This is a genomic window from Niallia sp. Marseille-Q9988 (assembly GCF_976954375.1).
This window is the reverse complement of record NZ_CDRJSZ010000012.1, coordinates 1-25,992: the sequence shown is the minus strand read 5'-3', so window position 1 is coordinate 25,992 and position 25,992 is coordinate 1. Positions and strand designations below refer to the sequence as shown.

Below are 25,992 nucleotides of genomic sequence, written 5' to 3'. Positions count from 1 at the left end.
AATTAACATTCTGATCCCTTTCTTTCCCCTCTTAAATATGAAGCTAAGAGTCCTATTGTCTATTCTAATGTTTTTTCATAAGCACTTTGATATTTTTGAATATCGCCTGCGCCCATAAACAAGATGACACTGTTATTATGTTCACTTAATGAAGAAATCGTTTCTTCGGAAATGATTTTGCTTCCCGGTACTTTATCTGCTAAGTCTTTTATGCTTAGTTTACCGTGATTTTCACGGGCAGAACCAAATATATCACATAGATAGGTAGAATCTGCCAAATTCAAACTGTCTGCAAATTCTTGAAGAAACGCTTGTGTACGCGAAAATGTATGTGGCTGGAATACAGCAACTACTTCACGATCAGGATATTTCTGACGTGCTGCTTCCACCGTTGCTTTGATTTCTGTAGGATGGTGGGCATAGTCATCAATAATTACCTGTGTACCGATTGTCTTTTCTGTAAATCTTCGTTTAACACCTTCAAATGTCATTAAACGTTCTTTCACGACTTCTGCGTCCAATTCTTCATAATGGCTAAGCGCGATCACCGATAGAGCATTTAAGATATTATGATCACCAAATGTCGGGATAGAGAATGTATTGTAATACGTATTACGTACATACACTTCAAACGTTGTGCCTTCCGTTGTTTTCTCCACATTCCTTGCTTGGAAGTCATTTTCGTCACCAAATCCATAAAATACTACCGGTACTTTCGCTTGAATTTTTTGTAGATGTTCATCATCTCCACAAGCAAAAATTCCTTTTTTAACTTGCCATGCCATTTCTTGAAAGGCAGAAAATACATCATCCACATTAGCAAAATAATCTGGGTGATCAAAATCAATATTAGTCATTACAGCATAATCAGGGAAATACGAAAGAAAATGTCTTCTGTATTCACAAGCTTCAAAAGCAAAATATTCTGCTCCTACTACCCCTTTACCCGTTCCGTCACCAATTAAATACGCAGTAGGCTTAGCACCTTTCATTACATGTGAAAGTAACCCAGTCGTCGATGTTTTACCATGCGCACCCGTTATGGCTATACTTGTAAATTGCTTCATAAAATCGCCAAGGAAACGATGGTAACGAATAACTGGAAGTCCTAGCTTCACTGCTTCTTCTACTTCTTCATGTGTATCAGGAAAAGCATTCCCAACAATCACATTCATTCCTGGTTTAATGTTCTCTCGTTGAAAAGGAAGAATTTTTATTCCTGCTTGTTCTAAAGCAACCTGAGTGAAAAATGTTTTCTCCACATCTGATCCTTGTACTTCGAAACCCATATCATGTAAAATTTGTGCTAATGCACTCATCCCCGACCCTTTTATACCTACGAAGTGGTAAATAGTCATATAAAGAACCTCCAACTACGCATATCTTTTAACAGTATATGATATCCTCATTCAATTTGCTAATTGCATTTATATGTATGCAATTTTGATTTTATTTTATTTTTTCTCATTTAGCATTTATTCATGTTCTCGCTAAACATTAACTTTTTTTTCCTTTTTTATTTCACATTTATTCATTATATCATCTTTTAAGTTGAAAAACTACGCAACAATACATTTCCAATGTATGACATTTTTAACCAAATGCCTTTTCTTATAGCTTTTTCGTAAAGATGTTACTCTATCCCCAAGTCTAAAATACACTTCGCTTTCCGCAGGGCTCGCACTAAAATCGCTTCTGCAGGGTCTCAAAGTGGCTCGCTACTCTCTCATTAGGTCTAGGTATAACGCTACTCTATTTTTCCAACTAATTCTTTTTTATTAATAAAATACGATTTTTTAGAAAACAGCCTTTTTTCATTCACTGTCCTGCAATTGTATTAATTCACTTTCTGTGATTAATACTTCTCTAGGCTTCGTTCCTCTTGCTTCTGATATAAACCCTTGCTTTTCCATCATATCAATCAGCCTTGCTGCCCGATTATAGCCAATTTTAAAGTTCCTTTGAAGACTAGATGTTGAAGCACCACCTTGTTCAATAATAAATTCACATGCTTCATAAAATAGCTCATCTTCTTCTTCAGACATTTGGACCTTTTTTAACAGCTCTTCTTGTTCAAATAAATATTCAGGTTTTCTTTCTTTTCTAACGTGGGCCACTACTTGATCAATTTCTTCATCTGATACAAAGGTACCTTGCAATCGTACTGGCTTTGATGTTCCATTTTCTAAAAACAGCATATCTCCTTTACCCAATAGCTTCTCGGCACCACTAATATCTATTACGGTTCGTGAATCAATTTGAGAGGAGACAGAGAAAGCGATTCGTGTCGGCACATTTGCCTTAATCAAACCGGTAATAACATCAACTGAAGGTCTCTGTGTGGCAATCAAAAGGTGAATTCCACACGCTCTTGCTTTTTGAGCTATTCTGCTAATTGCTTCTTCTACATCTGCTGGTGCCATCATCATTAAATCCGCTAATTCATCAATCACAATAACTAAATAAGGCAATTTGTCACTGTATCTTTTATGTTCATCAGCTAGTTGATTAAACTTAGTAATGTCTCTAACCCCGGCATGTGCTAATAACTCATATCTTCTTTCCATCTCTTCTACAGCCCATTTTAATGCAGCCGTTGCCGCCTTTACATCTGTAATAACGGGACTAGCTAAATGCGGCACATAATTATATGGTGCCAACTCAACCATTTTAGGATCCACTAACAATAGCTTTAATTCTTCTGGCTTTGCCTTATACAGCAAGCTAACAAGCATTGTATTTATACATACGCTTTTCCCAGAACCAGTTGCCCCAGCGATTAAGCCATGTGGCATTTTTCGTAAATCTGTTACGATTGGTTTACCGGAAATATCTAATCCCATAGCGACAGTTAAAGGAGAAGATGAATTTTTAAATTCATCGCTTTCCAAAATTTCTCTTATTAGCACAGGTCGGCTACTTTGATTTGGCACCTCTATTCCTACCGTATGCTTTCCAGGAATTGGTGCTTCAATTCTTATATCTTTAGCAGCTAAGCTTAATTTTAGATCATCCGAAAGGTTTGTAATTTTACTAACCTTAACTCCTGGCTCAGGCTGTACTTCATATCGTGTCACAGAGGGTCCTTGTGTTACATTTACTACCTTTGCATGAACATTAAAGTTAGTAAATGTATTATTTAAAAGTAGTGTCTGCTCTTCAATCCAGCCGTCCTTTTCTATTTGCAAAATAGGGGGATGTAATAAATTTTCTTCTGGAAAAACGTAATATGGTAAATCATGATGGTTCTCCATATCCTTCTCTAGCATAGAAGTGGTTTCTTCTTCCAACTTCGGTTGCTGAAGCGGCTTCTCATAGGCTTTATTTTCGACTTTTTTATTAGCCAAAGACTGTCTATCTTTATTTAGCATCAATACATTAAAAGGCAATGGACCTTTTTTAGAAGAGGTTGCTTTCTTGTTTTCTTTTTCTTGTAATTCTGTCTCTCGCGCTTCTTCTTCAATTGCTCCAATGATTTCTTCCTTATTTTGCTCAGGAATTTTTTCTTCCCTAATTTCCAAATCTTTCAGCAAAATCGGCTGATCGTTTTGTTCTTGCTCTTCTACTAACCTTTCAGTTTGTGTAGTAATTTCATCATCCATTTCAGGTGAAACTATTTCTTCCGCTTCTAGTGAACTATCCCCACTATCCTTATATTGCAAGTTTTTCTCACTCTCTAACCATTCTTCTGTAAACAGAGAAAGTATTTCCTCTTGCTCATTAATTGGCTCGATTACTTCCTGAGTGGATGTAGGTTGTTCTTGTGCTACAGCTATCTTATCATTCACTATTTCTTTCCATGCAAGTAATTCCTCATTCTGCCTTTGTTCTGTCTGGATAGTAGCCGATTCAACCGGAGATTCAATCTCTTCTTTTACTCTTGGTTGTTGTATCGTAATACTCGTTTCTTTTCGTTCCGGGCGATTATATCCATATATAGGAGAAATTGTTTCTGTCGGCTTAAAAGGTCGATTAGAACTATATGTATTGGATGTTTGATTTTCCCTCGGATTACTTTTAGGCTCTTCTTTTAATGGACGATTAAATGGTTGATTGCTATCTTGTCTTTCATCCGCGAAAGTTTGTCCTGCTTTCTCTCTTCTAGTTTTCCTTTCTATTTCCTTCCTATCGTCTTCATCCCCATCTGGAATTAACGGAAAGCGAAAGTTTCCTTTCGGATATTGATAAATAACTTTGGAATCCATCTCTTTTTTCCATGCTGTTGATTCCTTGTTTGGTTGATCGTATTCCTCTACCGTTTCTTCAATTTGGTTCAGCTCATCTTCTTCACTAACAAACTGTTTAAATACTTTCTTGAACCAATTCACACTTAATCACTCTTTCTTTCAAATCTCATTACTATTTTAACAGTTATGTTCAGAATTTCGAGCACTATTTTTTAACATCTCTTCCTTTCCCTATTCAGGAAGAGACTAAACAAAAAATTAAACATCGATTCGTATAATGAGAGTCATTTACAAAAAAAGAGAAACGATTTGAAAGTTTTTTGATTCCTAATTGCCCTTTCATCAAGTTTCTCTTTTTAATTAAGTAAAACGGGGTAATTTCCCCGTTTTCATCAAAGGAAATGGTGTTCCTCTTCTCCATGGTATCTTTCAACCTACATGCATGTTATTTTAATATAAAAACATTTCAATTAGATGTCATTCAAAAGTAATTTATGCATCGATTTGATTACATTCATACGATTATTTTTCGCGCTTTTTATTTTTCCCTAATATAAACACTGGCTCTAATTCTCCATTTTCATAGAGAAAAGATAATGCAGTAATTGGAACTCTGCCACTTGCAAAAAAGCTCATCGTCATTTGGGCAAGTATATCATACCCTGTTTCATTTCGAATATCTCCAATTATAAGGACATCCTGATGTGGCACAGCAACAGTCATTGTTCCTTCCATCTGTTCGTCCATTTCTTTTAAAAATGCATCATTTAATATCCTACTTGCATCGTAGCCATCATTACTATTTATAAAATAAAAGATATTTTCTGCAACACTGTCTGTCTTTACACTAGTTGGTAGAGACCTTACGTTAAAGAGAGCCATCTCTTTAATAGCTGTCTTTGTCCACTTTTCCTTTTCCATTAATTTCTCGTCGATGAGACGATACGTGTTTCCCATATCTAAGGCATAGTATATTCTTGTTTCTGCTGTATGCTCATCTGTTATAAATGGAATCTCTTCATTCGATTGCTGTGGAAAAGAAGTAGAACGTATAACTGGAAAGATTTTTTTCTCTTTCCCATCTATTTTGCTATCTTTTTCAATTGCTCCTAATCCATGCTCAATATAATAAACAATCTCATCTACTGCTTTCTCTTTTTGTGTTTCCCATTTTGCAATTATTTCAGGTAAAGAGACCGTAACGCCCTTGCCTGTCTGCTTGCTTTCTATGCGTACCAAATCTTTTTTACTATCAAAAGTAAATGTCCGATCCTCGTTATTAATTCGTTGTTTAAGCATGTCCTTCATTTTTTTACTGGTCATTTTCATTCTTGCTTCACTTCCGTCCTATTAGGTGTCATTTTTTTTATTATACTCTATCCCATCTTATATTCATCGTTTTGATAATGAATTTTATTCAAATCAATGGAAAAAGGTTATCTCAAATAGAAAAATATAGCAGGAAACTATGTTATTCCTACGCTATATTTTTTATAGGAGACAACCTTTTAACGTAAACAAATCTTCTTAAACTGCTTCTCACTTATGCACGTAATAAATACGCACCATTCCTTTATAAAGACTCAATAAATTTTTCAATTTCTTCTTGTGTTTTTCGATCCTTGCTTACAAATCTGCCTAGTTCTTTTCCGCCTTCAAAAGCAATAAAGCTTGGAATGCCAAATACGTCTAATTCGATGCATGTATCAATAAATTTATCTCGATCCACATGTACAAATGTATAGTTATCATATCTAGCTTCTACTTCTGGCATAAATGGTTCAATAAATCGACAGTCTCCACACCATTGTGCTGAAAAAAGAAAAATATGTTTTTCCGGACTATTTTTAAGCTCTGTAAATTCTTCTACTGATTGTAAATCTTTCATTGTAAAGCCCCCTTAAATAATTCATGCCACTTTCTTTAAATAGTATCAGAATTCCCTTTTCCTAACTACTAATATGCTTTCCTATTGATTGTATTTTATCAACCAATCTCCTCTCTTTTTTTATGTCATTTTAACTATTTCATAAAATTCTTTAAATGACTATTGTCCTATTTTTTATTCCCATCTATAATTATATAATATTCAGTTTTTTAAGAATTTTCAAAAAGAGGTGATAGGATGAAAACAATAAAATCGAAATTATATTTTATTTTAGGATTAGCAATTTGTGGATTTATTTCTATTTTAGGCGCAATATTCGTTCTTAATAATGCTCAAACAGAAAGTAAACAACAAGAACTACATCTATTATCTACTATTGGGGATGGAAAAGAGATTAAAGCGATTATTTATGAGACACGAAATATCGAAGGGGAATATCTTCAATTACCAAGCTACGCATTAGCAGAAAGTGTAAAAGCTGAGGGGACAAAATTAGTCCACCTAGCTGAGCAATACAGTGAAGATAAAAATCTTTCAAAAGAACTACAACAAAAATTTAAACAAATAGCTGCAGATGGGAATAATTATTTAGATGGATTTGATACATTGTCTAATCAATATGAAAAGATTGGTTACGAACCATATGAAGGACTAAAGGGGGACGTTCAAAGTTCTGTTAAAGAACTGCAATCGATTATACAGTATACAAACGATAGCATTCTTATTTCTGAACTCGAGGAATTACATACTAATGAAGAACATTATATTACTACACAAAATAAGATATTTTATGAAAATTTCCTCGAGATTTCATCCGGCTATGCAGATAGATTAGATAATAACACCGCTCTTTCAGCTGAGCAAAAGCAGGCGATTACAACTAGTTTCAATAATTATTTTGATGCTTTGAAAGAAATCAACCGTTCTTATGAAGGAAGTACTGATTTTATCACAGCCTTTGATTCACAATCTCAATCCATCCAAACCAACATTCAAGAACTTGAAAACGCCCTATCTAGTGAACAAAACAGATTAAATACAGAATTGCTTCAAAAAAATAGAATGTATACTGCCATCATCCTTTCTGTCAGTATTCTCATCATTTTACTCCTATTTGTCATTGGATTATTTCTTTTAAAAATGATTAATAAATCGATTCAATTACTTATCTCCGCTGCAAAAAAAATTAGTGAGGGAAATTTTTATTATCGTGTTCCTATAACAACTAAAGATGAAATGAGTATTCTTGCAATTGCTTTTAATCAGATGGCAGAAAAAGTCCAAAATAGTTTACTCTTTATCTCTACTTCAGGGGATCAATTACATGCTTCGTCCCAAGAGTTAAGTACTATTTCAAAAGAGACAACTGCACAAGCAAATGAAGTGGACCAAAGCATCCAGCAAATTGCTTTAGGAGCTTCAGAACAGTCTAATCGTCTATTTAACAGTCTTCATAATATAAAAGATGTGGAAGAAGCGATTGAGCAAGCAGTGACACTTGATAAACAGGTTACAAAAGAGGTTCATTTAGCTAGCGAAGAAAGTAAAATAGGCTTGCAAACAGTGAAGGAATTAGAAAATATATCTACACATTTTCTTCACTTAACACAAATGCTAACAAAAAAAGTGGTACATGCTACCTATTATTCGGAAAAAATCGCTTCGATTGTTGATACCATTCAAACCATTGCAGACAGTACAAATCTCCTTGCCTTAAATGCTGCTATTGAAGCTGCCAGAGCAGGAGAAAGTGGAAAAGGATTTACGGTTGTCGCAACAGAAGTTCGTCATCTAGCAGAAAAATCAAAAAAGGAAGCAGAAGACATCCACTGCTTAGTTTCTGAAATGACAGAGGAAATGAATCAGCTGAAGGAAAATGCTGAACAGTTAAACGAATACAGGAGTTATCAAGAAAAATCAGTTTATACGACAAAATTAGTTTTTGAAAATATAGTGAAATCCATTGCCAATATCAATGTAAAAGTGGGTACAATCAACAAAGCAGTAACGAAAATTAAGGAAGCAAATCAGTCCTTAAAGGGGGATGTTCTTGAGGTATACAATGTTTCTCAAAATGCAGCTGCTTCCACACAGGAGGTTTCTGCTTCTAGTGAAGTTCAATTAGAGGCTGTTATTAAAGTAAATGATTCCGCTTCTCTTCTTCAGCAAATCGCCTTAGATCTGCATAGTGAAGTAAATCAATTCACACTATCTCCTCCTGATGAAAAGCAGCTTTAAATAAAATAACTCTTATATATAGATAATAGAGAAGATGGTGTACTTAAGCCATCTCCTCTATTATGAAAAAGTCGGATGAGAGTTATGCTTTATTTATTTATTTGGTGAAATTCCATTTGTCCAATGAGTAATTCGACAACATGTTTAAACATCGAGGTTCTATTTATTCTCCCACTTGTAAATATCCCGATAGCACCTTCGTTATGGCGCACATTTTCTTTTTGGGCATATTCATCCATAACTGGTCCTAATTCTTTCCCTGCAACTAACTCCGTCTCAATTTCTTTCGGTAACGGTATTCTTGCTCCACTTGCGATAAAGGTTGTTCCATCCTTTAATACTAATGCACCCCAATTATTCAAAAAGAGGATATCATTTGTGTGATGTACTCCTCCTTCCAATCCAATCCCTATCTCCCCTTCTCCCTCTAGTAAAGCAGCTTTGGCTCGATTAATTGCACCTTTAATAGTTTCTTCATCTGAAAATGGTTGATCACTGACTCCAGAGCTAACATTGAACATAGCATATTCCATATGTTTGTCATTTCCTAGACAATTTTTGACGGCATTCACTTTAGCCATATTATTTGTACCGATACAAACTTTCATGATTATTCTCTCCTAACAAAATTTCTACAGAAAAAGGTATCTCAGCTAATTATAGTTGAGACACCTTTTATGAAGAAAATTCTTCTTTGTTCAAAACAATGCAAATCTACGCTAAATCTGACTATATTTATTGATTAGCACGCAGTGTTTCAATTGTGGTATTATCTGTTGTTTTTACTAATTTAGTAAGCAATTCCTTTGCAGCTGCATAATCATCGATATGAATAATAGAAGCACTTGTATGAATATATCGAGAACATATTCCAATAACAGCACTTGGAACCCCGTCATTAGAAATATGAACTTGTCCCGCATCTGTTCCACCAGGTGAAATAAAATACTGATAGGCAATTTTATTAGACTCAGCAGTATCTAAAATAAATTCTCTCATTCCTTTATGCATAACCATTGTACGATCATAAATACGGAGTAAGGCACCTTTACCAAGCTGGCCAAATTGATTTTTATCCCCTGAGGCATCATTTGCAGGACTTGCATCTAAAGCATAGAAAACATCGGGCTTAATCATATTAGCTGCTGTTCTAGCCCCTCTAAGACCTACTTCTTCTTGTACGGTAGCACCAGAATATAAGATATTTGGTATCTCTTCTCCTTGAAGGTTTTTCAACAATTCAATTGCTAACCCACAGCCATAACGATTATCCCACGCTTTTGCCATAATTTTCTTTTCATTCGCAAGAGGAGTAAATGGGCAAATTGGAACAATCATCTGACCTGGTTTAATTCCAATTTTCAAGGCATCTTCTTTATCATCAGCACCAATATCAATAAGCATATTTTTTATATCCATTGGTTTACTTCTTAATGCTTCATCCAATAGATGTGGAGGAATAGAACCAATAACGCCTATTACAGGACCATTATTCGTAATTATCTGTACTCTTTGTGCTAGAAGCACTTGACTCCACCATCCACCTATTGGCTGAAAGCGAATCATTCCATTATCTGTGATGGATGTTACCATAAATCCAACTTCATCCATATGACCAGCAACCATTACAGTCGGGCCATCCTCTTGCCCTCTTTTTACACCAAATATACTGCCAAGATTATCTTGCACTATCTCATTTGTATAAAGACTTAATTGTTCTTTCATAAAATTTCGAACTTGATGTTCATTCCCAGCTACACCAGGAAGTTCTGTTAAAGTTCTAAACATATCCAAAGTTTGTTGTTCCATTATAGCAAAGCTCCTTTAATTAACTATGTATTTGATAAAGTGAAACTTCCATCAGTAGGGGGCCCTTCCTCTCCACTAAAGGTTAGTTGAACCAATCTAGACCTTTACGGATAGTTGATCTCCCACCTTGCTTCCTTGCTATTCTCTTAAAGCTTCAGGTGGAAGTTTCTGTCCGTTAAGAATGGGATAATATATTTATTGTACCGAAATATTTAAACACATACCACTACTTTCCTTTAACTACTGCCAATTAATCCATTTCATTAAACCAACCTTCGCAAGAAGAATATTACCTTATCATTTCTTCTAGCATATAAATTAGATATAATAACATTATCTGTTTAAAAGGATGGCTTTCTTTTTGATAAACATTCTTGTTTTGAATAAAAAAAACGTAAGGAGCTAAGTTTATGAATTGGAAACAATGTTTAGGAGGGGTTGTTGTTGGAGTGGCTGCAAGTTATCTTGCGAAGAAAACCATTACAAAGAACAATAACCTATCAAGTAATGAAATTTTACATATAGCAAAAGTAGCTTTTAAAAAAAAGGGGCCGATTAACGGATCGTGGATCAATATGGAAAAAGAAACACTTCATACTCCTGAATCTTCACTCACAGTCTATAGAGGTGGTATTACTCGAATGAATGGTGAAAAACAAGAGGTTTTTGAATTTGTTTCCGATTGTGAGACTGGAACTATTCTTGATGTGAATCAATTAACCTGAGACCTATATAATAACCCGAACAACAATTATACGCATGTTTTTTAACATCTACGTGAAATAGTTCGGGTTATTATATAGTTGGAATACTTATATCCCAGCTCTTTTACATTATCTGAATTGTACTTCGCAACGATAAATTCTATTTCCTCTATTTGAGAATTTTTCCTCATACTCTGTCATGATATTGCCTTCATAATCACTATTATGCAAATCAAGACTCACATATTTTAAAAGCATGCCATATTCAGAAAAGCTCTTTAAAGAATATTCAAATAAACCTTGATTATCTGTTTTAAAGTGTACTTCTCCTTGATTTACAAGCACAGACTGATACGAATCAAGGAACGTTTTATAAGTAAGTCTTCGTTTTTCATGTCTGGTCTTTGGCCAAGGATCGGAGAAATTTAGATAAACTCTTGCAATTTCTCCCTTTTCAAAATATTCCTTTAGTTTTTCTGCATTTATATTCATTAACTTCAAGTTAGGAATCTCTGCCTCTATTAAGCGATCTAATGCAGAAACAATGACGCTTTCCTGAAGTTCTACGCCGATGTAATTAATCGAAGGATTCGCTTTTGCCATTTCTGTAATAAATCGACCTTTACCTGTACCAATTTCAATATGAATAGGACCCTTTTGACTAAAAGCTTGATCCCATTTTCCTTTCCAATCTACAGGGTTTTGGATAATATATTGTGGATATGCACTTAATTTATCTTTCGCCCATGGTTTATGTCTTAATCGCATGTGGACACTCCTTATTAATAACTATCGTTTCAAACAATATCATGCATTATACATGGATGCAATACTCTTTTATTGGCAACTTGAATTTATATAAGGATAAATTTACATTAGGAACAATTGTATAAAGAAAAAAAGAATTCACAACCTATAAGTGAATTCCTTAACTGGTATTTGAAAAGAATGTATTATTCTTTTCATACTAGAACCTATAGAAAGGGTGTTCTATGTATGCCTATAAATCATGAGCATCAACTAGCATTACTAGCCGATATTCTCAGTAATCAACAAACAGACTGCTGTGGATCTGTTGCAGAATGTGAGCAAATAGAAAGATTGATTACATCCTTAAGATCCAATGAGCAAATCGATCAGAATATCCTTCCAATTTTGGAGGAAGTTCACCGTTACAGCGAACAAGGTGTTACTGCCTCAAATTTAGACACACATATCCATTCACATCAAAATCAATTGTCTCAGTGGGTAGATGGCATTAACAATTTATCATAATTTATCAGAAATACTTTGAAATGGGTGTTATTCAATATCATGTAAAAACTTCATCCATCTTTCCATTTCACTAAAACGACCTTTTTTCTTGTACCAGCGGATGGAGTTAATGGTTTGAGCAATAACATACCATTTCATTCTTAAAGATAAATTATCTGTGAGTTCATACCCATAAGTGTGTAACCAATTTTTCCAATCTTCCTTTGGAATATACCAATAAAGCAGCATTCCTAAATCAATGGCTGGGTCTGCTATCATCGCTCCATCCCAATCAATGAGATACAACTGGTTGTCTTCAGAAAGCAGCCAGTTGTTATGATTAACATCACAATGGCATACCACATGTTCTGTTGTTTTTATAAACGGAAGATTATCTTCTAAGAATTGGATATAACGAGTAATATCCTCGTTTTCTTTTAGCTCATCGTCTATTTCTGCTTTTATGACTGACAATATCATCTCAGGATGAAAAGATGTCTTACCTAGTCTTTTTAGCATCTCTAATAAAGGCTTCGAGGTATGAATTTTTTTAAGCAACATTGTCACTCTTTCATCCGTCATATCCGAATGACCAAATTCTCTCCCTATGAGCCATTGCTGTGCAGTAAAAACATCTCCGTTTTCAAATCTTTTTGTCCAAACAAGTTTTGGGACAATTCCTTCTGCTGACAGCACAGCTAAAAACGGAGAAGAATTCCGTTTTAAAAAAAGCTTCTGCCCATTATTTTGTGCAAAAAAGGCTTCGCCTGTTTCTCCACCTGCAGGGGTTATTTCCCAATCTTGCCCTAATAAATGTTCCAAAATTGTTCACCTACTATATATTATGCTCCAAAAAAAAGATGAGAAATTCCTGTTTGAGTCTTTTTTGTCCTAATTTGGTAGGAAGAACAAACAAAAATGGTTATCAGCTATTCATCCATTTATAGTAAACTTATACTCATCGTACTGCAATCATTCTTTAATTAGCACAAATTTGCCTAAAGTTTAATGATATAAGAAAAGCGCAAGCGCCTTGTACACCGCCTTATAACCGGAAAGGACCTGTTCTTTCGAGAAAGGATACACGCATTTTTCGTGTTATCTAACGCAAAAGAAATGACCTAAAGTTTGCTAGACAGTAGGCGCTTTAGCTAGACACCAAATTAACTTTTAGAAAACTAATACTTTCTTAACTGTAAAAAAGAAAAGGACATAGTATCCATACCATTATACTATGTATCCAAGATTTCCAATCATTTTATATTAAATTTTACCTAAATACTTTTTCTTATAGAAAGTTTCTCATTTAAATATTATCTCTTATTTCTTTTTTTAGTCAAGTGAATCTCTCGTTAAAATAATGATTTCCTGTCAAAAAAATTTTCCGGTTCCATCATTAGGAAACATTCCTGCTAAATATCACGGAAATCTTTCGAATGTTACTATCGTTTCCTATTACTTGGCAATTATTGTTATGCTTACTGGCTTAACCATTATCCGATCTCTGTGAATGGTTGGATAATCCCGCTGATAAACTGTATCGCCTTCAACTAAAATATTCCAACATTCTTCTTTACAAAATCCTTCTTCAGGAGAATCATTCACATTTATAAATACGATAATCGATTCCCATTCTCCCATTTCTTTTAGATCATGTAAAATATATTGTATTACGTCATTCGATTGCTGATTAATGATAAGGTGCTTTTGAATAGCTTCCACTGATGGTAATCGGAACGCTCTGTTATTTCTTCTTAGGGAAATTAATCCTTTTATATATTCCACATTGCCTATAAATTGATCTTTTCTATCCCAGTCTAACTGATTAATTTCATCTGGCGATTGATAACTATTTTCTACACCATTTTTCGTGCGGAAAAATTCCTGACCCGAATGAATAAAAGGGATTCCCTGGCTAAGAAGGACAAGAGACGTTGCAAGTCGTTGTTTCTTTTGCTTCCACTCTTCTGATTCATTTGAAAAACATATTTCAATTTTATCCCATAGCGTATGATTATCATGAGACTCCACATAATTTACAGATTGACCTGGTTCAATAAACATTCCATTTTCCTTATAGACACCGACACTCCCAGCTAATAGTTCAGGAATATCGTCTTTATAAAGCTTATTTCCAAGCGCATAACCTCGATCATATAACTGAAAGGTACTCCCTTTTAATTTATCTCTAAATTGATCATTAAACTGACCGATCCTAGGAAGCAAATGCTGATTAGCAATAATAGCCTTCTTATCTTTGTTTAAAGGGGTTGCTAAATCCCAACCTTCCCCAATAATTAAAATGCTCTTATCGAAACTATTACACACGGAACGAACTTCATTCATTGTTTGGCAATCAAGAATTCCCATTAAATCAAAGCGCAATCCATCAATTTGATATTCTTTTATCCAAAAACGGACAGAATCAACAATGAATCGTCTCACCATCGATCTTTCTGAAGCTATGTCATTCCCTACTCCTGTACCATTTGATGGCATTCCATACTTATCATAGCGGAAGAAATAGCCTGGAACAATTTTTTCAAAAGAAGAATCTTCTTTTTTATAGACATGATTATATACAACATCCAATATGACACGGATACCTTGCTCTTGTACAGCATGAATCATTTCTTTAAGTTCGTTAATTCTTACATATGGATCAATAGGATTTGTCGAATAACTGCCCTCTGGCACGTTATAATGGGAAGGATTATATCCCCAATTATATTTTTTTAGCACCTCTAGCTCATCAACTTCTTCAAAGTCATGAACAGGGAGAAACTCTATATGTGTTATCCCTAAATCTTTTATATAGGAAAGACCTGATAGCTCGTTTTTTTTCGTTTTTGTATTTAATTCTGTTACACCTAAATATTTTCCTTTTTGCCGAATTCCACTATCAGGATGAATCGTTAAATCTCTAATATGAGTTTCATATATCACACTATCTACCGCATGCTCGAGTGCTGGTAAAACCGGCTTTTGTCTTTTTGTTTTATTTAAATCTACAATTACCCCTGTTTCTCCATTTACAGAAACCGCTACAGCGTATGGGTCTATTGCTTCTTTCCACTCTAAATTTATAAGTACTAAATAGCTGTAGTACCATCCTTCTAGATCTTCAAGATAGATTGTTTTCCAAACCCCTTTTTCCTGTCTTTCCATCTCCAAAATCCTTCGTTCCTCAATAGCTGGATCAGAGGATTTAAGTACCAATTTCACTTGTTGTGCAGTAGGTGCCCATAGATAAAAGATACTTTTCTCGGATGAATAGTCTACACCTAGAGGACCATCATAATAAAATTCTTCATCAAATGAAGCTGTTCTAATGACTGCACCTATTTGTAAATCTGTTACTCCCTTATTTGCATCCTCTACCTCATATTTTTGGCCGATTTGAATGGTTTCGTTTAAGTGACATTTGTACTTTACAAAATGCTGCATTTTTTCCTTCGACTCAATCACAAGATTAATAGGATGGCTATCTCCTTTTAATCTAAACGCAGTAGATTCCCCGTTATAATAGGAATAGGGAAGTAGAACAGTTATTAATGACATTTCATCTAAATAAGCAAAGAAACTTCTTCGAATTGATATCAAATTTCTCACTCCCTCATCTCTTGAAAACACAACTCTTCTACTCGTGGCCACTGAAAAAGTGAATTACCTGGTGAATCGGTAGTTACCAAACCATTCTAACTTAGTGTAGGCTTTTGTTTTCCGAGGCTTACCGCTCGCTTTCCACGGGGCGAGCGCCGAGCCGCTTCGTCGCTACGCTCCTGCAGGGTCTCGGACTTTCTCGCATCTCCCGTAGGAGTCGAGCGGACACCTCTCCAAACCAACTTATTATTTGCTTTCAAATAAATAAAACCTCATTTAATTTGGAGAACTAGACTTTTTCAGTGCCCTCCTTCTACTCTTCCCCTTTTTTTATGATTCTTCTGTATCCCATTCATACCTTCTTTTCGAGTTCGTCAAACCATATTGTAATAAGCTCTCTGCTGCTTTTAATTGAATAGCCTTAATTGGCGAATGATGACTTCTCATTTTTTGAAACCACTCTTCATAATTTCTTTTTTCCACAATTTTTAAATCATATGGCACGGATGGAAAATCAATATATCCATTTCGAGTAAGAATTACCTTTTGAACAGGTAATGTAATATCATATTTATCTAAAATACTTTTCACTATTTTTTCTGTTCTATTTATAGATATGACAGGGCTAAGAATCTTTTGCTCTTTATCCCCCTTTTTTTTGACCCAAAATTTATCATTCGAACCAACATATACTGCTGAATTCTCTGCTTCTAACACATGAATGCACCAGACATCAGTTGGGGTAATCATAATCGTGTCCAATTCAACAGGAGCATTTTTCAGTTGAAATAATGGTTGATAAAGTACCAAGAAAGTATCCGGAAATCTTTGTAAGTAGTACTTTAATAATTCATCATAATAAAGCGTCTTTTTCACGTTAGACTTTTCCGTGAGCGTTGAACTGGCCCATTTCAGCTGAAATTCAAATAATTGATTTAGGAATTGCTGTTTTAATTCCTCAACAGTTTGTGGACGGCTATATTGTTTTGCATCGTACTCAAAACTCAAATCATCTTCTTCCGTTTTGACTATTTCGCTTTCATTTTCCAATTCTACTTCTTCAAAATTATTTTGCTGCCAAATTGATTTCTTAAATCGTTCTAAAAAAGAAGGTTTATCCACTATCCAGTCTTCTTCTATTGGACTCTCCGGGTAAAATAGACTTCTATCCTTTGTTTCAAATGCTCTTTTTAATCCGAGCCACTTTTGTTTCTTCAACCGAACAAAACGTGATGGATACAAGACAATGTTTTGCTCATAACGCGACACATAATCTTGCAACTTTATTAACTGCGCCAAGCTTTTTCCCCCTAAATTACAATGTTTCTATTGGTCATTAAAGCAATAACTTTTTATTATTTCATATTTAGGTATTTTCTCCATATGTGTCTGAAATAGGTGGATACTGTCCATATCAAAAATCAAATCGTTTGGGAAAAGGGATCCTTTTAGCAATTGCTCCGAAAATATAGTTTCGGAATCCCATTTTCTTGCTAACGTTAGATGTGGATGAAACGGCCTAGTTTCCAACTGAAAACCAGCCTGACTACAAATATGAAAGACTTGATTTCTAAGATCAAATAGTTTCTTCTCCTCTTTTACCCCAGCCCAAAATATCCTAGGGCTTTTGGGTTGACCAAAAACACCTAAATGATCAATATGTAGCTTAAATTGGTTACTAGCTAAAAATGATTCTTCTAAAAGATTTTGTAACATTTCCCTTTTATCATCATTAGCACTCCCTAAAAACGCAAGGGTAATATGGTAATCGAAAGGATGTACCCACTTTTTAAAAGGGAACCTTAACTGTAGCTCTTTCCTAATCTTTTCTAATTTGCTTATAACAGGACTATCTGGCTTAACTCCTAGAAAATAATGTGGTTTTGTATTCATATCCTTTTTCCTTTAACCTTTTTTTAATGCAGTATCGATGATTAGCTTAATCTCTAACTATATTTCTATTATATAACCTAATGAATCAATTTTAACCGTATCTGTACCTATGTTTTAGAAAATCCATATAAATTACTATACCCTATTTTCTTTTGAAAAAAGAAAAGGAGCTGTCTCAAGTCCAGCTATTGACCATAACTAGTTTGAAACAACCCCATTTTGCGTTTTTCCCTTAAATTAATTTGCTAACTGTCCGCATTCTGCGATGATTGCATCAATAAACAACCCTTGTAACTTTTTCGTTACTTCTCCTACTTTCCCTTCTTTTACGGGAACATTATTGACAGAAGTAATTGGTGTTACTTCAGAAGTTGTACTGGATAAGAAAACTTCATCTGCATCAATTAAGTCTTCAATTGAAAATGCTTTTTCCTCTAGTTCCATTCCATTTTCATTACATAATTGAATAATTTTTTGTCTGGTAATTCCATTTAAAATGAATTGATTTGCCTCATGAGTTTGTACCTTTTCCCCATTCACAATCCAAATATTAGAAGAACTACCTTCTGTTACAGATAATTCTCTATACTGAATGCTTTCATAGCAGCTTGCCTCTACTGCTTTTTGTTTTGCCATTACATTTCCAAGTAAATTTAAACTTTTAATATCACATCTTGACCATCTAATATCTTCTACAGTAATGACAGACACACCATTTTCTAGATTATCTAATGGTCTTTGCATTATTTTTGTATAAGCTATAAATGTTGGAGTAACATCATCTGTTGGAAAGCCATGGTTTCTCGGACTTATTCCTCTAGTGAATTGCATATAAAGGATACCGGTGCTTAATGAATTTTTCGAAATTAACGTTTCTAATAAATTGGTTAATTCTGAGATGGAATAAGAAATAGCTATGCCTATTTTCTCGCTACTTGCAGATAAACGCTCAAGATGTTCTTTCGCCATAAACATTTTACCATTGTACACACGGATTACTTCGTAAATTCCATCGCCAAACTGATATCCTCTGTCTTCTATATCTACTTTTGCTTCTTCTCTTGGTATAAACTCCCCATTCATTAACACCGTACTCATTTTCTCTTCTCCTTTGGATTATATCTTTATTTCGCTAATTCATAGATAGCCTGTGCATAAATTGCTGTTGCTTTCATTAAATCCTCAATATACATATATTCATCTTTTTTATGAGCAATATCTTCTCTTCCAGGAAATAGTGGTCCAAATGCAACCCCTTTTTCTAGCGACCTAGCATATGTGCCTCCACCTATGGATAATAACTTAGCTTTTTCTCCTGTTTGCTCCTCATAGACTCTGCTCAATGTTTGAATTAATTCTGAGTTCTTTTCCACGTGATGTGGTTTAGAATCTGTGAAATTCTCTAGGCTAAAATCATGTTCTGTTAGTAATTTCGCAAGCTTCTCTTTCGTCTTATCCATATCATTTGTAACAGGATAGCGTACTGTTTGACCAATTTTTCCACCCTTTTCTAAATGATATTCCAAAATACCAGCATTTAAGGTAAGTTCGCCTGTAATTTCATCCTCATAATCAATGCCAAGTTTTTTTCCTCTAGAATCATTCACAAAGAAGTTTCGCACAAATTGAAAATAATGAGCAGCCTTTTCATCCAATTCTAATTCCACAAGAAAGTTAGCAAGTTTCAGACCTGCATTCACCCCATTATTAGGCTCTAATCCATGTGCTGACACACCTTCTAATTCTAATACTAAATCGCCATTATCAACCAAATAGCGCCCAGGTACATTCTCTAGCTTTAAATAATTCTTATAACGCTGAATGACCTCAGTTTGTTCACCTTCTTTCACTTCCAACACTGCTTGGGCAAAATCTGGGACCATATTATATCTTCTGCCTGATGCAAAGCTTATAATTTTAACTTCTCCTGTATCATTTGATGTTTTTGAAATTTTCTGAACGATATCAAAATCAGCAATGCCTTTTTCTGCAAAAATAATTGGAAAATCAGCATCTGGAGCAAATCCAATCGTAGGCATACTTTCGTGCTGGAAATAAGTATCCACACATCGCCAATCACTCTCTTCATCTGTTCCAATAATCATTCTAACTTCTTTTGACAAAGGGAGATGCAATTCTTTCACAATTTTCATTGCATAATAGGCAGCCATTGTTGGACCTTTATCATCTAAAGCCCCTCTTGCATAAATCTTCCCATCACGAATCTCTGCCTTATATGGATCGCTTGTCCATCCATCCCCCTCTGGAACAACATCTACATGGCAAAGAATACCGACACTTTCCGTACCCTCCCCAAATAGTAAATGTCCAGCAACGTTTTGAACATTCTTACTGACGAAACCACCCTTTTCTCCAATCGTTAGCATATAGCTTAATGCCTCTTTCACTCCTTGGCCAAAAGGTGCATCATCTGTTGCATTCTCTTCGTCCAATACACTTTTAATTTGCAAAAGTCCTTGTAAATCATTAATAAAGCTGTCTTTACGATTATGTACTTCATTTAACCAATCAATTGAATTCATGGTTTCCTCCTTGGAAGTTTTTAAATATAGTATAGGAAAAACATATCATAAAACGCTTTATATGAGAAATAAAACCTTTAAATTCATATTTCACTAAATTATCATTAAGTATAGTATACATTTTATCGAAAACAAAGCTACACTATATTTTTATCTACCATATGGAAGGAATGTATTTTAAATGGGATATGTTGAAGATGTAAGAAAGCTAGTTGGCAAAATGCCTATCATTCTTGTGGGAGCAGTAGTAATTCTGTTAGACAAGGAAAATAATATTCTATTACAAGAAAGAAAACACCCAAAAAATGTTTGGGGATTACCAGGTGGCCTTATGGAATTAGGAGAAAGTACAGAGGATACAGCAAAACGCGAAATATTCGAAGAAACAGGACTTCAAGTAAAAAATCTACAGTTATTATCTGTTTATTCCGGAAAAGACTACTTTGCGATTGCAGCAAACGGCGATCCTTTCTACACTGTAACAACCGCCTATTATACATCTAAATATGAAGGAATACTCGAGAATGACCAGGAAGAAGCATTCAGCCTTCGATTTTTCCCATTACACAAATTACCACAAAACATGGTCGGCAGCCATCGCAAAATGATAGAGGATTTTAAAAAAATGGAAGAAACTTTAAATTAGGAGCAAGGCGAGCGAGACAGGGGAAAACCCACTAGTGATTTACGTGGATCCCTTAGCCTTGCCCGCAATGTTTTTGCCATAGTTCATAGAGAAATCTTTTTTTAGAAAACATTATCAAAAAAATGTTTAACTAATAAAAAATTCGGGAAATAAAATTTAATTAAAAACTTTTTGAATTTTTATTCATATCATAATTATATATCCCATATGATGAATGTAAGGAAACCCTACAGGGGGTGGTAAATATAGACATAAAAAAGCAAATATTTTGTAAATTAACGCAAATAATGTAGAATATATTAGTAAATAGGGGTACAATATTTATATAGAAATTCATTCTATTGAATTTGTCACTATTTAGCCATTTGAAAAGGGGTTGTCTGTGGAAAAGAAAATTACATACGCTTGAAGAAAATATTCTTCAAATAAGCTGTCGGTCGCTGGAATTTGCCAAAGGTTTGAAAAAAGGATAGGGAGTGGTTTATTGAAACCTTCAACTAACCGGATGTTAAACCGTATCAAATCCGTCTACATGTTTATTAGTAAGCGTGGAACTGTCACAACACAAGAGCTAGTGGAGGAATTTGGTATTACTCCGCGAACGATTCAAAGAGATTTGAATGTGTTAGCTTATAATGACTTGGTGCAAAGTCCAAGTCGTGGAAAATGGACAACAACTAGAAAAAAAGTGAAAATGACATCCTAAAAAATGAAACAACCGAGATTTAAACTTGTATAATAAAGCAAACCTCACAATGAGTTGCTAGGAAAGCTATTGCTATTCCTGCTGTCAAAGTGAGGTTTTTGCTGCATATTTTCGTATTGTTTGCTGTTTGGCTTAAATCTGCTATTGCTCAATCGATAAGAATTTCTCCATTTGTGATTTTCACAAATTATTATTAATTATCTACTTGATAATTTTGCAATAGCTCTATTTCTTCTTCTGTTAACTCCCGATATTCCCCTAGCTCTAGAGTCTCGTCAAGTTCTAGTGGTCCCATCGAAATCCTTTTTAGGTAAATGACCTTTTTTCCAACACTCTCAAACATTCTTTTAACTTGATGAAATTTCCCTTCTGAAATAGTCAGTTCGATATCAGAAGTGTCTCCAGATTTTAATAGAACGAGATGCCCTGGTTTTGTAAGATATCCATCGTCTAAGACAACTCCTTTTTTAAATGCCTCTATATCTGCTTCTCCCACTTCTCCTCTTATAACGGCAAAATAGGTTTTCGGGACATGCTTTTTCGGAGACAGCAATCGATGGGCCAATTTCCCATCATTTGTTAGCAGAAGCAATCCTTCTGTATCCTTATCCAACCTTCCAACAGGAAACGGATTATATACAGAGTCCTCTATTTGGAGAATGTCTATGACCGTTTCTTCCCTCGAATCCTCTGTTGCAGATATTAGCCCTGGAGGTTTATTCATCATTAAATAGATAAACTCCTTATACTCAATCAATTCGTTATATAAGAATACTTCATCTTTTTCTGGGTCTACTTGGTACTTTGCATCTTTAATGATCTCATCATTTACTTTCACTGCCTTATTTTTCAGGAGCATTTTCACTTCTTTTCTACTCCCATAGCCCAAATTAGCGAGCATTTTGTCAATTCGCATCTAAACTCAACCTCTATCTATTATTTCTTGCTTATTATTTTATTTAAAAGCTAAGTTCCTACTATATTAAAAAGGAAGTCTTAGTTTTTGTTTTATTCTAACTGCTTGATTACCAAATATGCGATAAATCAATTTAGAACGGTAAGCTAGATAAACATATATAAGAACCCCAAAGGCAGCTACAATTACTACCATTAAAAGGGAAGCAAATACCGACTCTGTAGATAAAAATAACTGGAGTATTTTATATACATTCGTTGTAACAATATACATAATAACCGAAAATCCCAAAATGAGAATGCTTCTTCGAATAACTATCTTAAATGAATATTGCGCGTATGCTTTTATTACCCCTAAATTAATCAGGATAGATACAGTATATCCTAATGTAGTGGCAAGTATTGCACCGTTTGTTTCCCATCTTTCAATAAACGGGATATTCAAACTTAGTTTAATCAAAATGCCTACCAATAAACTTAAGATAGTAAAACGTTGCTCATTTAACCCCTGTAAGATTGAAGCTGTTACTGGATAAAGGGAAAATAAAATGGCTACAGGCGCATATAATTTTAATACTTCTGCTCCCAACATAATATCTTCTGTTCCATAAAATAATCGATAAACAGGTTCAGCTAATACGGACAATCCAATACATGCCGGTAAAGTAAGAAATAATAGTACTTGGAAAGTCTGATTTAGATTTGTTGTTAAATCTGAATGGTCTTCTTTTACAAAAGCTCTTGTAATCATTGGAATTAATGCCATTGAGAACCCAGTTGCAAGCGATACTGGGATAATAATAATTTTATGTGTTTGATAATTAAATATATTTAAGGCGGTTTCAGAAATGGAACCAAGCCCAATACTACTCATTGCATGGTTAAAGGTAATAGTATCAACTGCTTGAAACAATGGATTAGCCACTCCCACAAAGACAAATGGAGCAGCAGATAAAAGAATTTCTTTATACATAGAGCGTAAACGAATATCTGTTTGCATGCCTTTATCATACAGTAATAGGCTATCATACTCCTCTTTACTTTTTCTCCAATATAATAGAAGCACAGCTAGTCCGCCAATTGCTCCAACGAATGCTGCAAAAACAGATATACTGACAGCAGTAATCAACTCTCCATTTAATACAAATATAACGATTGCAGACCCACCAAGCAAAAAAACTATCCGGACAATTTGCTCTATTACTTGTGAAACAGCCGATGGAAACATTGCATCATGTCCCTGAAAAAAGCCCCTAATTAAACTCATAAAGGGAACGACGATTAACGCAAAACTTACTGCACGAATAACTGTTGTTACCTGACCTACAGTTGAAGTTAAATCCTCATCTGATATAATAAGTCCGGCTAAAAAAGGAGCAGCTGCATATAAAGCGATAAAGGAGAGAATTCCACTTACTAGCATAATCATTAACCCTGACTTAAATAGCTTCCTCCCTACTTCGTATTCTCCCATTGCATTATATTTCGAGATAAATTTACTTACAGCTAAAGGAATACCAGCTGTTGCAATACTTATTACAATAGTATAAGCTACATAAGAATATTGATATAAGACGGTTCCTTGTTTTCCAACAATCATATTAAATGGTATAACATAAAATAATCCTAACGCTTTGGATATAATTGTCCCAAGTGTTAAAATAAATGTGCCTTTAAGCAATTTTGACGACATATAATCCCTTCCTTAACCGAAGCTCTCTTTAACGTTACATAAATAAGTATTTTACCACGAAAACAACCGATAAAATATATACGATACAAAGTAAATATGAACATTTTTTTACACACTATTAGTAGTTTACCCTTTCTTAAAAAGAAACGCTACTTTTAAAAAAGGCAAGTATCTACTAACAGCTTTCTTTTTGATGAATGATACAAATCGATAAAACGAGCTAAATAATGTACTATTAAAATGAAAAATACTCCAGGAAAGTAGGATGTAGTATGCAATATGATGTAATCGTGATTGGGGGAGGCCCATCAGGATTAATGGCTGCCATTGGTGCAGCAGAGCAAAAGGCAAAGGTATTGCTAATTGATAAAGGCAATAAACTTGGCAGAAAGCTAGCAATTTCTGGAGGTGGCCGCTGTAATGTTACAAATAGGCTGCCAATTGAGGAAATCATTAAACATATCCCAGGTAATGGACGTTTTCTCTATAGTGGTTTTTCCGAATTTAATAATGAAGATATTATCGCATTCTTCGAAAACCTTGGAATCGCATTAAAGGAAGAAGACCATGGAAGAATGTTCCCAATTTCCAATAAAGCACAATCCGTTGTAGATGCATTATTGGGCGAGTTAGATAGATTAGATGTAACTATTCAAATAAACTCCCCTGTTAAGACAGTTAATTATCATGAAAATCATACAAAGACAGTGATTTTAGAAAATGGTGAAGCCAAAACATGTAAATCGCTTATCATTGCGGTAGGAGGAAAATCGGTTCCACATACTGGTTCTACAGGAGATGGCTATGCATGGGCAAAAAAAGCAGGCCATACTATAACCGACTTATTTCCAACAGAGGTTCCAGTTACCTCAAAAGAAGCATTTATTCAGAATAAAGACTTACAAGGGGTTTCCTTAAGAAATGTAGGATTAAGTGTTCTCAACCCAAAAGGAAAACCAATAATAACCCACCAGATGGATATGATTTTTACTCATTTTGGAATAAGTGGACCTGCTGTATTACGCTGCAGCCAATTTGTTGTAAAAGCAAAGAAAAAATGGAATTTAGAAGAAGTAAAAGTGTCCATTGACTCTTTCCCTGCAATAAAAGAAGAAAAACTATTTCAAGACACAATGACTTTACTTAAAAATGAACCAAAAAAAGCGATTAAAAATACGTTAAAGGGTATGTTAATAGAACGATATCTACTGTTTTTACTGGCATTAGCAAATATCGACCCAACAGCTACATGTGCAACGGTTTCCCAAGATAAAATTAGACAGTTTATTCGTTTATGTAAATCCTTTACCTTTGATGTAAATGGAACCTTACCGTTAGAAAAGGCGTTTGTCACAGGTGGAGGTGTTTCTATTAAGGAGATAGTGCCTAAAACAATGGAATCAAAATTGATGGAAGGCTTGTTCTTCTGTGGTGAAATACTAGATATTCATGGTTACACTGGAGGATATAATATTACTTCTGCGTTTGTGACTGGCAGACTAGCAGGTGTTAATGCGGCACTTGTCGCAAAAGGGATGTAGTAAATAAGTGGCTGGAACATAAGCATTTCAACTAATAATAAACACGAAGTGAAATGGAGCGGAGGACGCTCGACTCCTGCGGGAAATAGAGAGGCTTTAGACCCCGCAGCGCATGCGAGGAGGGTACTGAAAAAGTGAATTACCTGGTGAATCGGTAGTTATCAAACCATTCTAACTTAATGTAGGTTTTTGTTTTCCGAGGCTTACCGCACGACTCACCGGGGCGAGCGCCGAGCCGCTTCGTCGCTCACGCTCCTGCAGGGTCTCGGACTTTCTCGCATCTCCCGTAGGAGTCGAGCGGACGCCTCTCCAAACCAACTTATTATTCGCTTTCAAATAAATAAAACCTCATTTTATTTGGAGAACTAGACT

General features: G+C 34.8%; 21 protein-coding genes. 6 read left to right on the top strand and 15 right to left on the bottom strand.

Annotated elements, in window-relative coordinates:
* Window positions 1-59: 59 nt before the first annotated feature.
* The 4 genes from murC to ACWNMZ_RS19615 all read right to left on the bottom strand — a co-directional run bounded on the left by murC (window position 60) and on the right by ACWNMZ_RS19615 (window position 6,075).
* Window positions 60-1,358, bottom strand: a complete 1,299-nt coding sequence (gene murC, locus ACWNMZ_RS19630) for a UDP-N-acetylmuramate--L-alanine ligase (protein WP_031540514.1) — start codon at window positions 1,356-1,358, stop codon at window positions 60-62.
* Between the two features lie 456 nt (window positions 1,359-1,814).
* Entirely contained in the window at window positions 1,815-4,328 is a 2,514-nt protein-coding gene (locus tag ACWNMZ_RS19625; protein WP_449598830.1) for a DNA translocase FtsK, read from the bottom strand.
* A gap of 381 nt (window positions 4,329-4,709) precedes the next feature.
* Window positions 4,710-5,510: a DUF1444 domain-containing protein gene (locus ACWNMZ_RS19620; protein ID WP_031540512.1), complete on the bottom strand. Its 801-nt coding sequence runs from the start codon at window positions 5,508-5,510 to the stop codon at window positions 4,710-4,712.
* 250 nt (window positions 5,511-5,760) lie between these two features.
* Window positions 5,761-6,075, bottom strand: coding sequence for a thioredoxin family protein (locus ACWNMZ_RS19615; protein ID WP_449598829.1), 315 nt, complete (start codon window positions 6,073-6,075; stop codon window positions 5,761-5,763).
* A gap of 237 nt (window positions 6,076-6,312) precedes the next feature.
* Between ACWNMZ_RS19615 and ACWNMZ_RS19610 the strand changes: the two genes are divergently transcribed.
* The gene (locus ACWNMZ_RS19610) at window positions 6,313-8,313 is read left to right on the top strand and encodes a methyl-accepting chemotaxis protein (RefSeq protein ID WP_449598828.1); all 2,001 of its coding nucleotides are present in this window, start codon (window positions 6,313-6,315) and stop codon (window positions 8,311-8,313) included.
* A gap of 89 nt (window positions 8,314-8,402) precedes the next feature.
* Here the strand turns inward: ACWNMZ_RS19610 and ACWNMZ_RS19605 are convergent, their stop codons facing one another.
* Window positions 8,403-8,921, bottom strand: coding sequence for a DUF84 family protein (locus ACWNMZ_RS19605; protein WP_031540509.1), 519 nt, complete (start codon window positions 8,919-8,921; stop codon window positions 8,403-8,405).
* A gap of 127 nt (window positions 8,922-9,048) precedes the next feature.
* Entirely contained in the window at window positions 9,049-10,122 is a 1,074-nt protein-coding gene (locus ACWNMZ_RS19600) for a M42 family metallopeptidase (protein WP_031540508.1), read from the bottom strand.
* A 410-nt stretch (window positions 10,123-10,532) separates the two neighbouring features.
* On the opposite strand from ACWNMZ_RS19600, the gene ACWNMZ_RS19595 reads away from it, so the two are divergent.
* Window positions 10,533-10,847: a hypothetical protein gene (locus tag ACWNMZ_RS19595; protein ID WP_449598827.1), complete on the top strand. Its 315-nt coding sequence runs from the start codon at window positions 10,533-10,535 to the stop codon at window positions 10,845-10,847.
* A 108-nt stretch (window positions 10,848-10,955) separates the two neighbouring features.
* Here ACWNMZ_RS19595 and trmB read toward each other — a convergent pair whose 3' ends face one another.
* Window positions 10,956-11,594, bottom strand: a complete 639-nt coding sequence (trmB, locus tag ACWNMZ_RS19590; RefSeq protein ID WP_031540506.1) for a tRNA (guanosine(46)-N7)-methyltransferase TrmB — start codon at window positions 11,592-11,594, stop codon at window positions 10,956-10,958.
* Between the two features lie 228 nt (window positions 11,595-11,822).
* On the opposite strand from trmB, the gene ACWNMZ_RS19585 reads away from it, so the two are divergent.
* Complete coding sequence (locus tag ACWNMZ_RS19585) at window positions 11,823-12,101, top strand: YtzH-like family protein (protein WP_031540505.1); 279 nt, start codon at window positions 11,823-11,825, stop codon at window positions 12,099-12,101.
* A gap of 27 nt (window positions 12,102-12,128) precedes the next feature.
* Here ACWNMZ_RS19585 and ACWNMZ_RS19580 read toward each other — a convergent pair whose 3' ends face one another.
* The 6 genes from ACWNMZ_RS19580 to pepV form a co-directional block, all read right to left on the bottom strand.
* Window positions 12,129-12,902 carry a phosphotransferase family protein gene (locus ACWNMZ_RS19580; RefSeq protein WP_251628733.1) on the bottom strand — a complete coding sequence of 258 codons (774 nt, stop codon included), beginning with the start codon at window positions 12,900-12,902 and terminating at the stop codon, window positions 12,129-12,131.
* 633 nt (window positions 12,903-13,535) lie between these two features.
* Window positions 13,536-15,683, bottom strand: coding sequence for a type I pullulanase (gene pulA / locus ACWNMZ_RS19575; RefSeq protein ID WP_268817835.1), 2,148 nt, complete (start codon window positions 15,681-15,683; stop codon window positions 13,536-13,538).
* Window positions 15,684-16,013: 330 nt separating this feature from the next.
* Window positions 16,014-16,982: a nuclease-related domain-containing protein gene (locus ACWNMZ_RS19570; RefSeq protein WP_031540502.1), complete on the bottom strand. Its 969-nt coding sequence runs from the start codon at window positions 16,980-16,982 to the stop codon at window positions 16,014-16,016.
* 27 nt (window positions 16,983-17,009) lie between these two features.
* Entirely contained in the window at window positions 17,010-17,576 is a 567-nt protein-coding gene (thpR, locus tag ACWNMZ_RS19565; protein WP_031540501.1) for an RNA 2',3'-cyclic phosphodiesterase, read from the bottom strand.
* A 237-nt stretch (window positions 17,577-17,813) separates the two neighbouring features.
* Complete coding sequence (gene dat, locus ACWNMZ_RS19560) at window positions 17,814-18,674, bottom strand: D-amino-acid transaminase (protein WP_031540500.1); 861 nt, start codon at window positions 18,672-18,674, stop codon at window positions 17,814-17,816.
* Between the two features lie 26 nt (window positions 18,675-18,700).
* Window positions 18,701-20,119 (bottom strand): dipeptidase PepV, encoded by a 1,419-nt coding sequence (gene pepV, locus ACWNMZ_RS19555; protein WP_031540499.1) that lies wholly within the window; start codon window positions 20,117-20,119, stop codon window positions 18,701-18,703.
* Window positions 20,120-20,300: 181 nt separating this feature from the next.
* Here pepV and ACWNMZ_RS19550 point away from each other — a divergent pair, with 181 nt between their 5' ends.
* On the top strand, window positions 20,301-20,765 hold the full coding sequence (locus ACWNMZ_RS19550) for an NUDIX hydrolase (RefSeq protein WP_031540498.1): 465 nt from the start codon (window positions 20,301-20,303) through the stop codon (window positions 20,763-20,765).
* Between the two features lie 484 nt (window positions 20,766-21,249).
* Window positions 21,250-21,471, top strand: a complete 222-nt coding sequence (locus tag ACWNMZ_RS19545) for a DeoR family transcriptional regulator (RefSeq protein WP_016202849.1) — start codon at window positions 21,250-21,252, stop codon at window positions 21,469-21,471.
* A gap of 193 nt (window positions 21,472-21,664) precedes the next feature.
* Here the strand turns inward: ACWNMZ_RS19545 and ACWNMZ_RS19540 are convergent, their stop codons facing one another.
* Together ACWNMZ_RS19540 and ACWNMZ_RS19535 are read right to left on the bottom strand one after the other, a co-directional pair.
* A complete protein-coding gene (locus ACWNMZ_RS19540) occupies window positions 21,665-22,387 on the bottom strand; it encodes a pseudouridine synthase (RefSeq protein WP_031540497.1) in 723 nt (240 codons plus the stop codon).
* 66 nt (window positions 22,388-22,453) lie between these two features.
* Window positions 22,454-24,079: a putative polysaccharide biosynthesis protein gene (locus ACWNMZ_RS19535; protein ID WP_031540496.1), complete on the bottom strand. Its 1,626-nt coding sequence runs from the start codon at window positions 24,077-24,079 to the stop codon at window positions 22,454-22,456.
* Between the two features lie 272 nt (window positions 24,080-24,351).
* Between ACWNMZ_RS19535 and ACWNMZ_RS19530 the strand changes: the two genes are divergently transcribed.
* Complete coding sequence (locus tag ACWNMZ_RS19530) at window positions 24,352-25,620, top strand: BaiN/RdsA family NAD(P)/FAD-dependent oxidoreductase (RefSeq protein ID WP_031540495.1); 1,269 nt, start codon at window positions 24,352-24,354, stop codon at window positions 25,618-25,620.
* The last annotated feature ends 372 nt before the right edge of the window (window positions 25,621-25,992 follow it).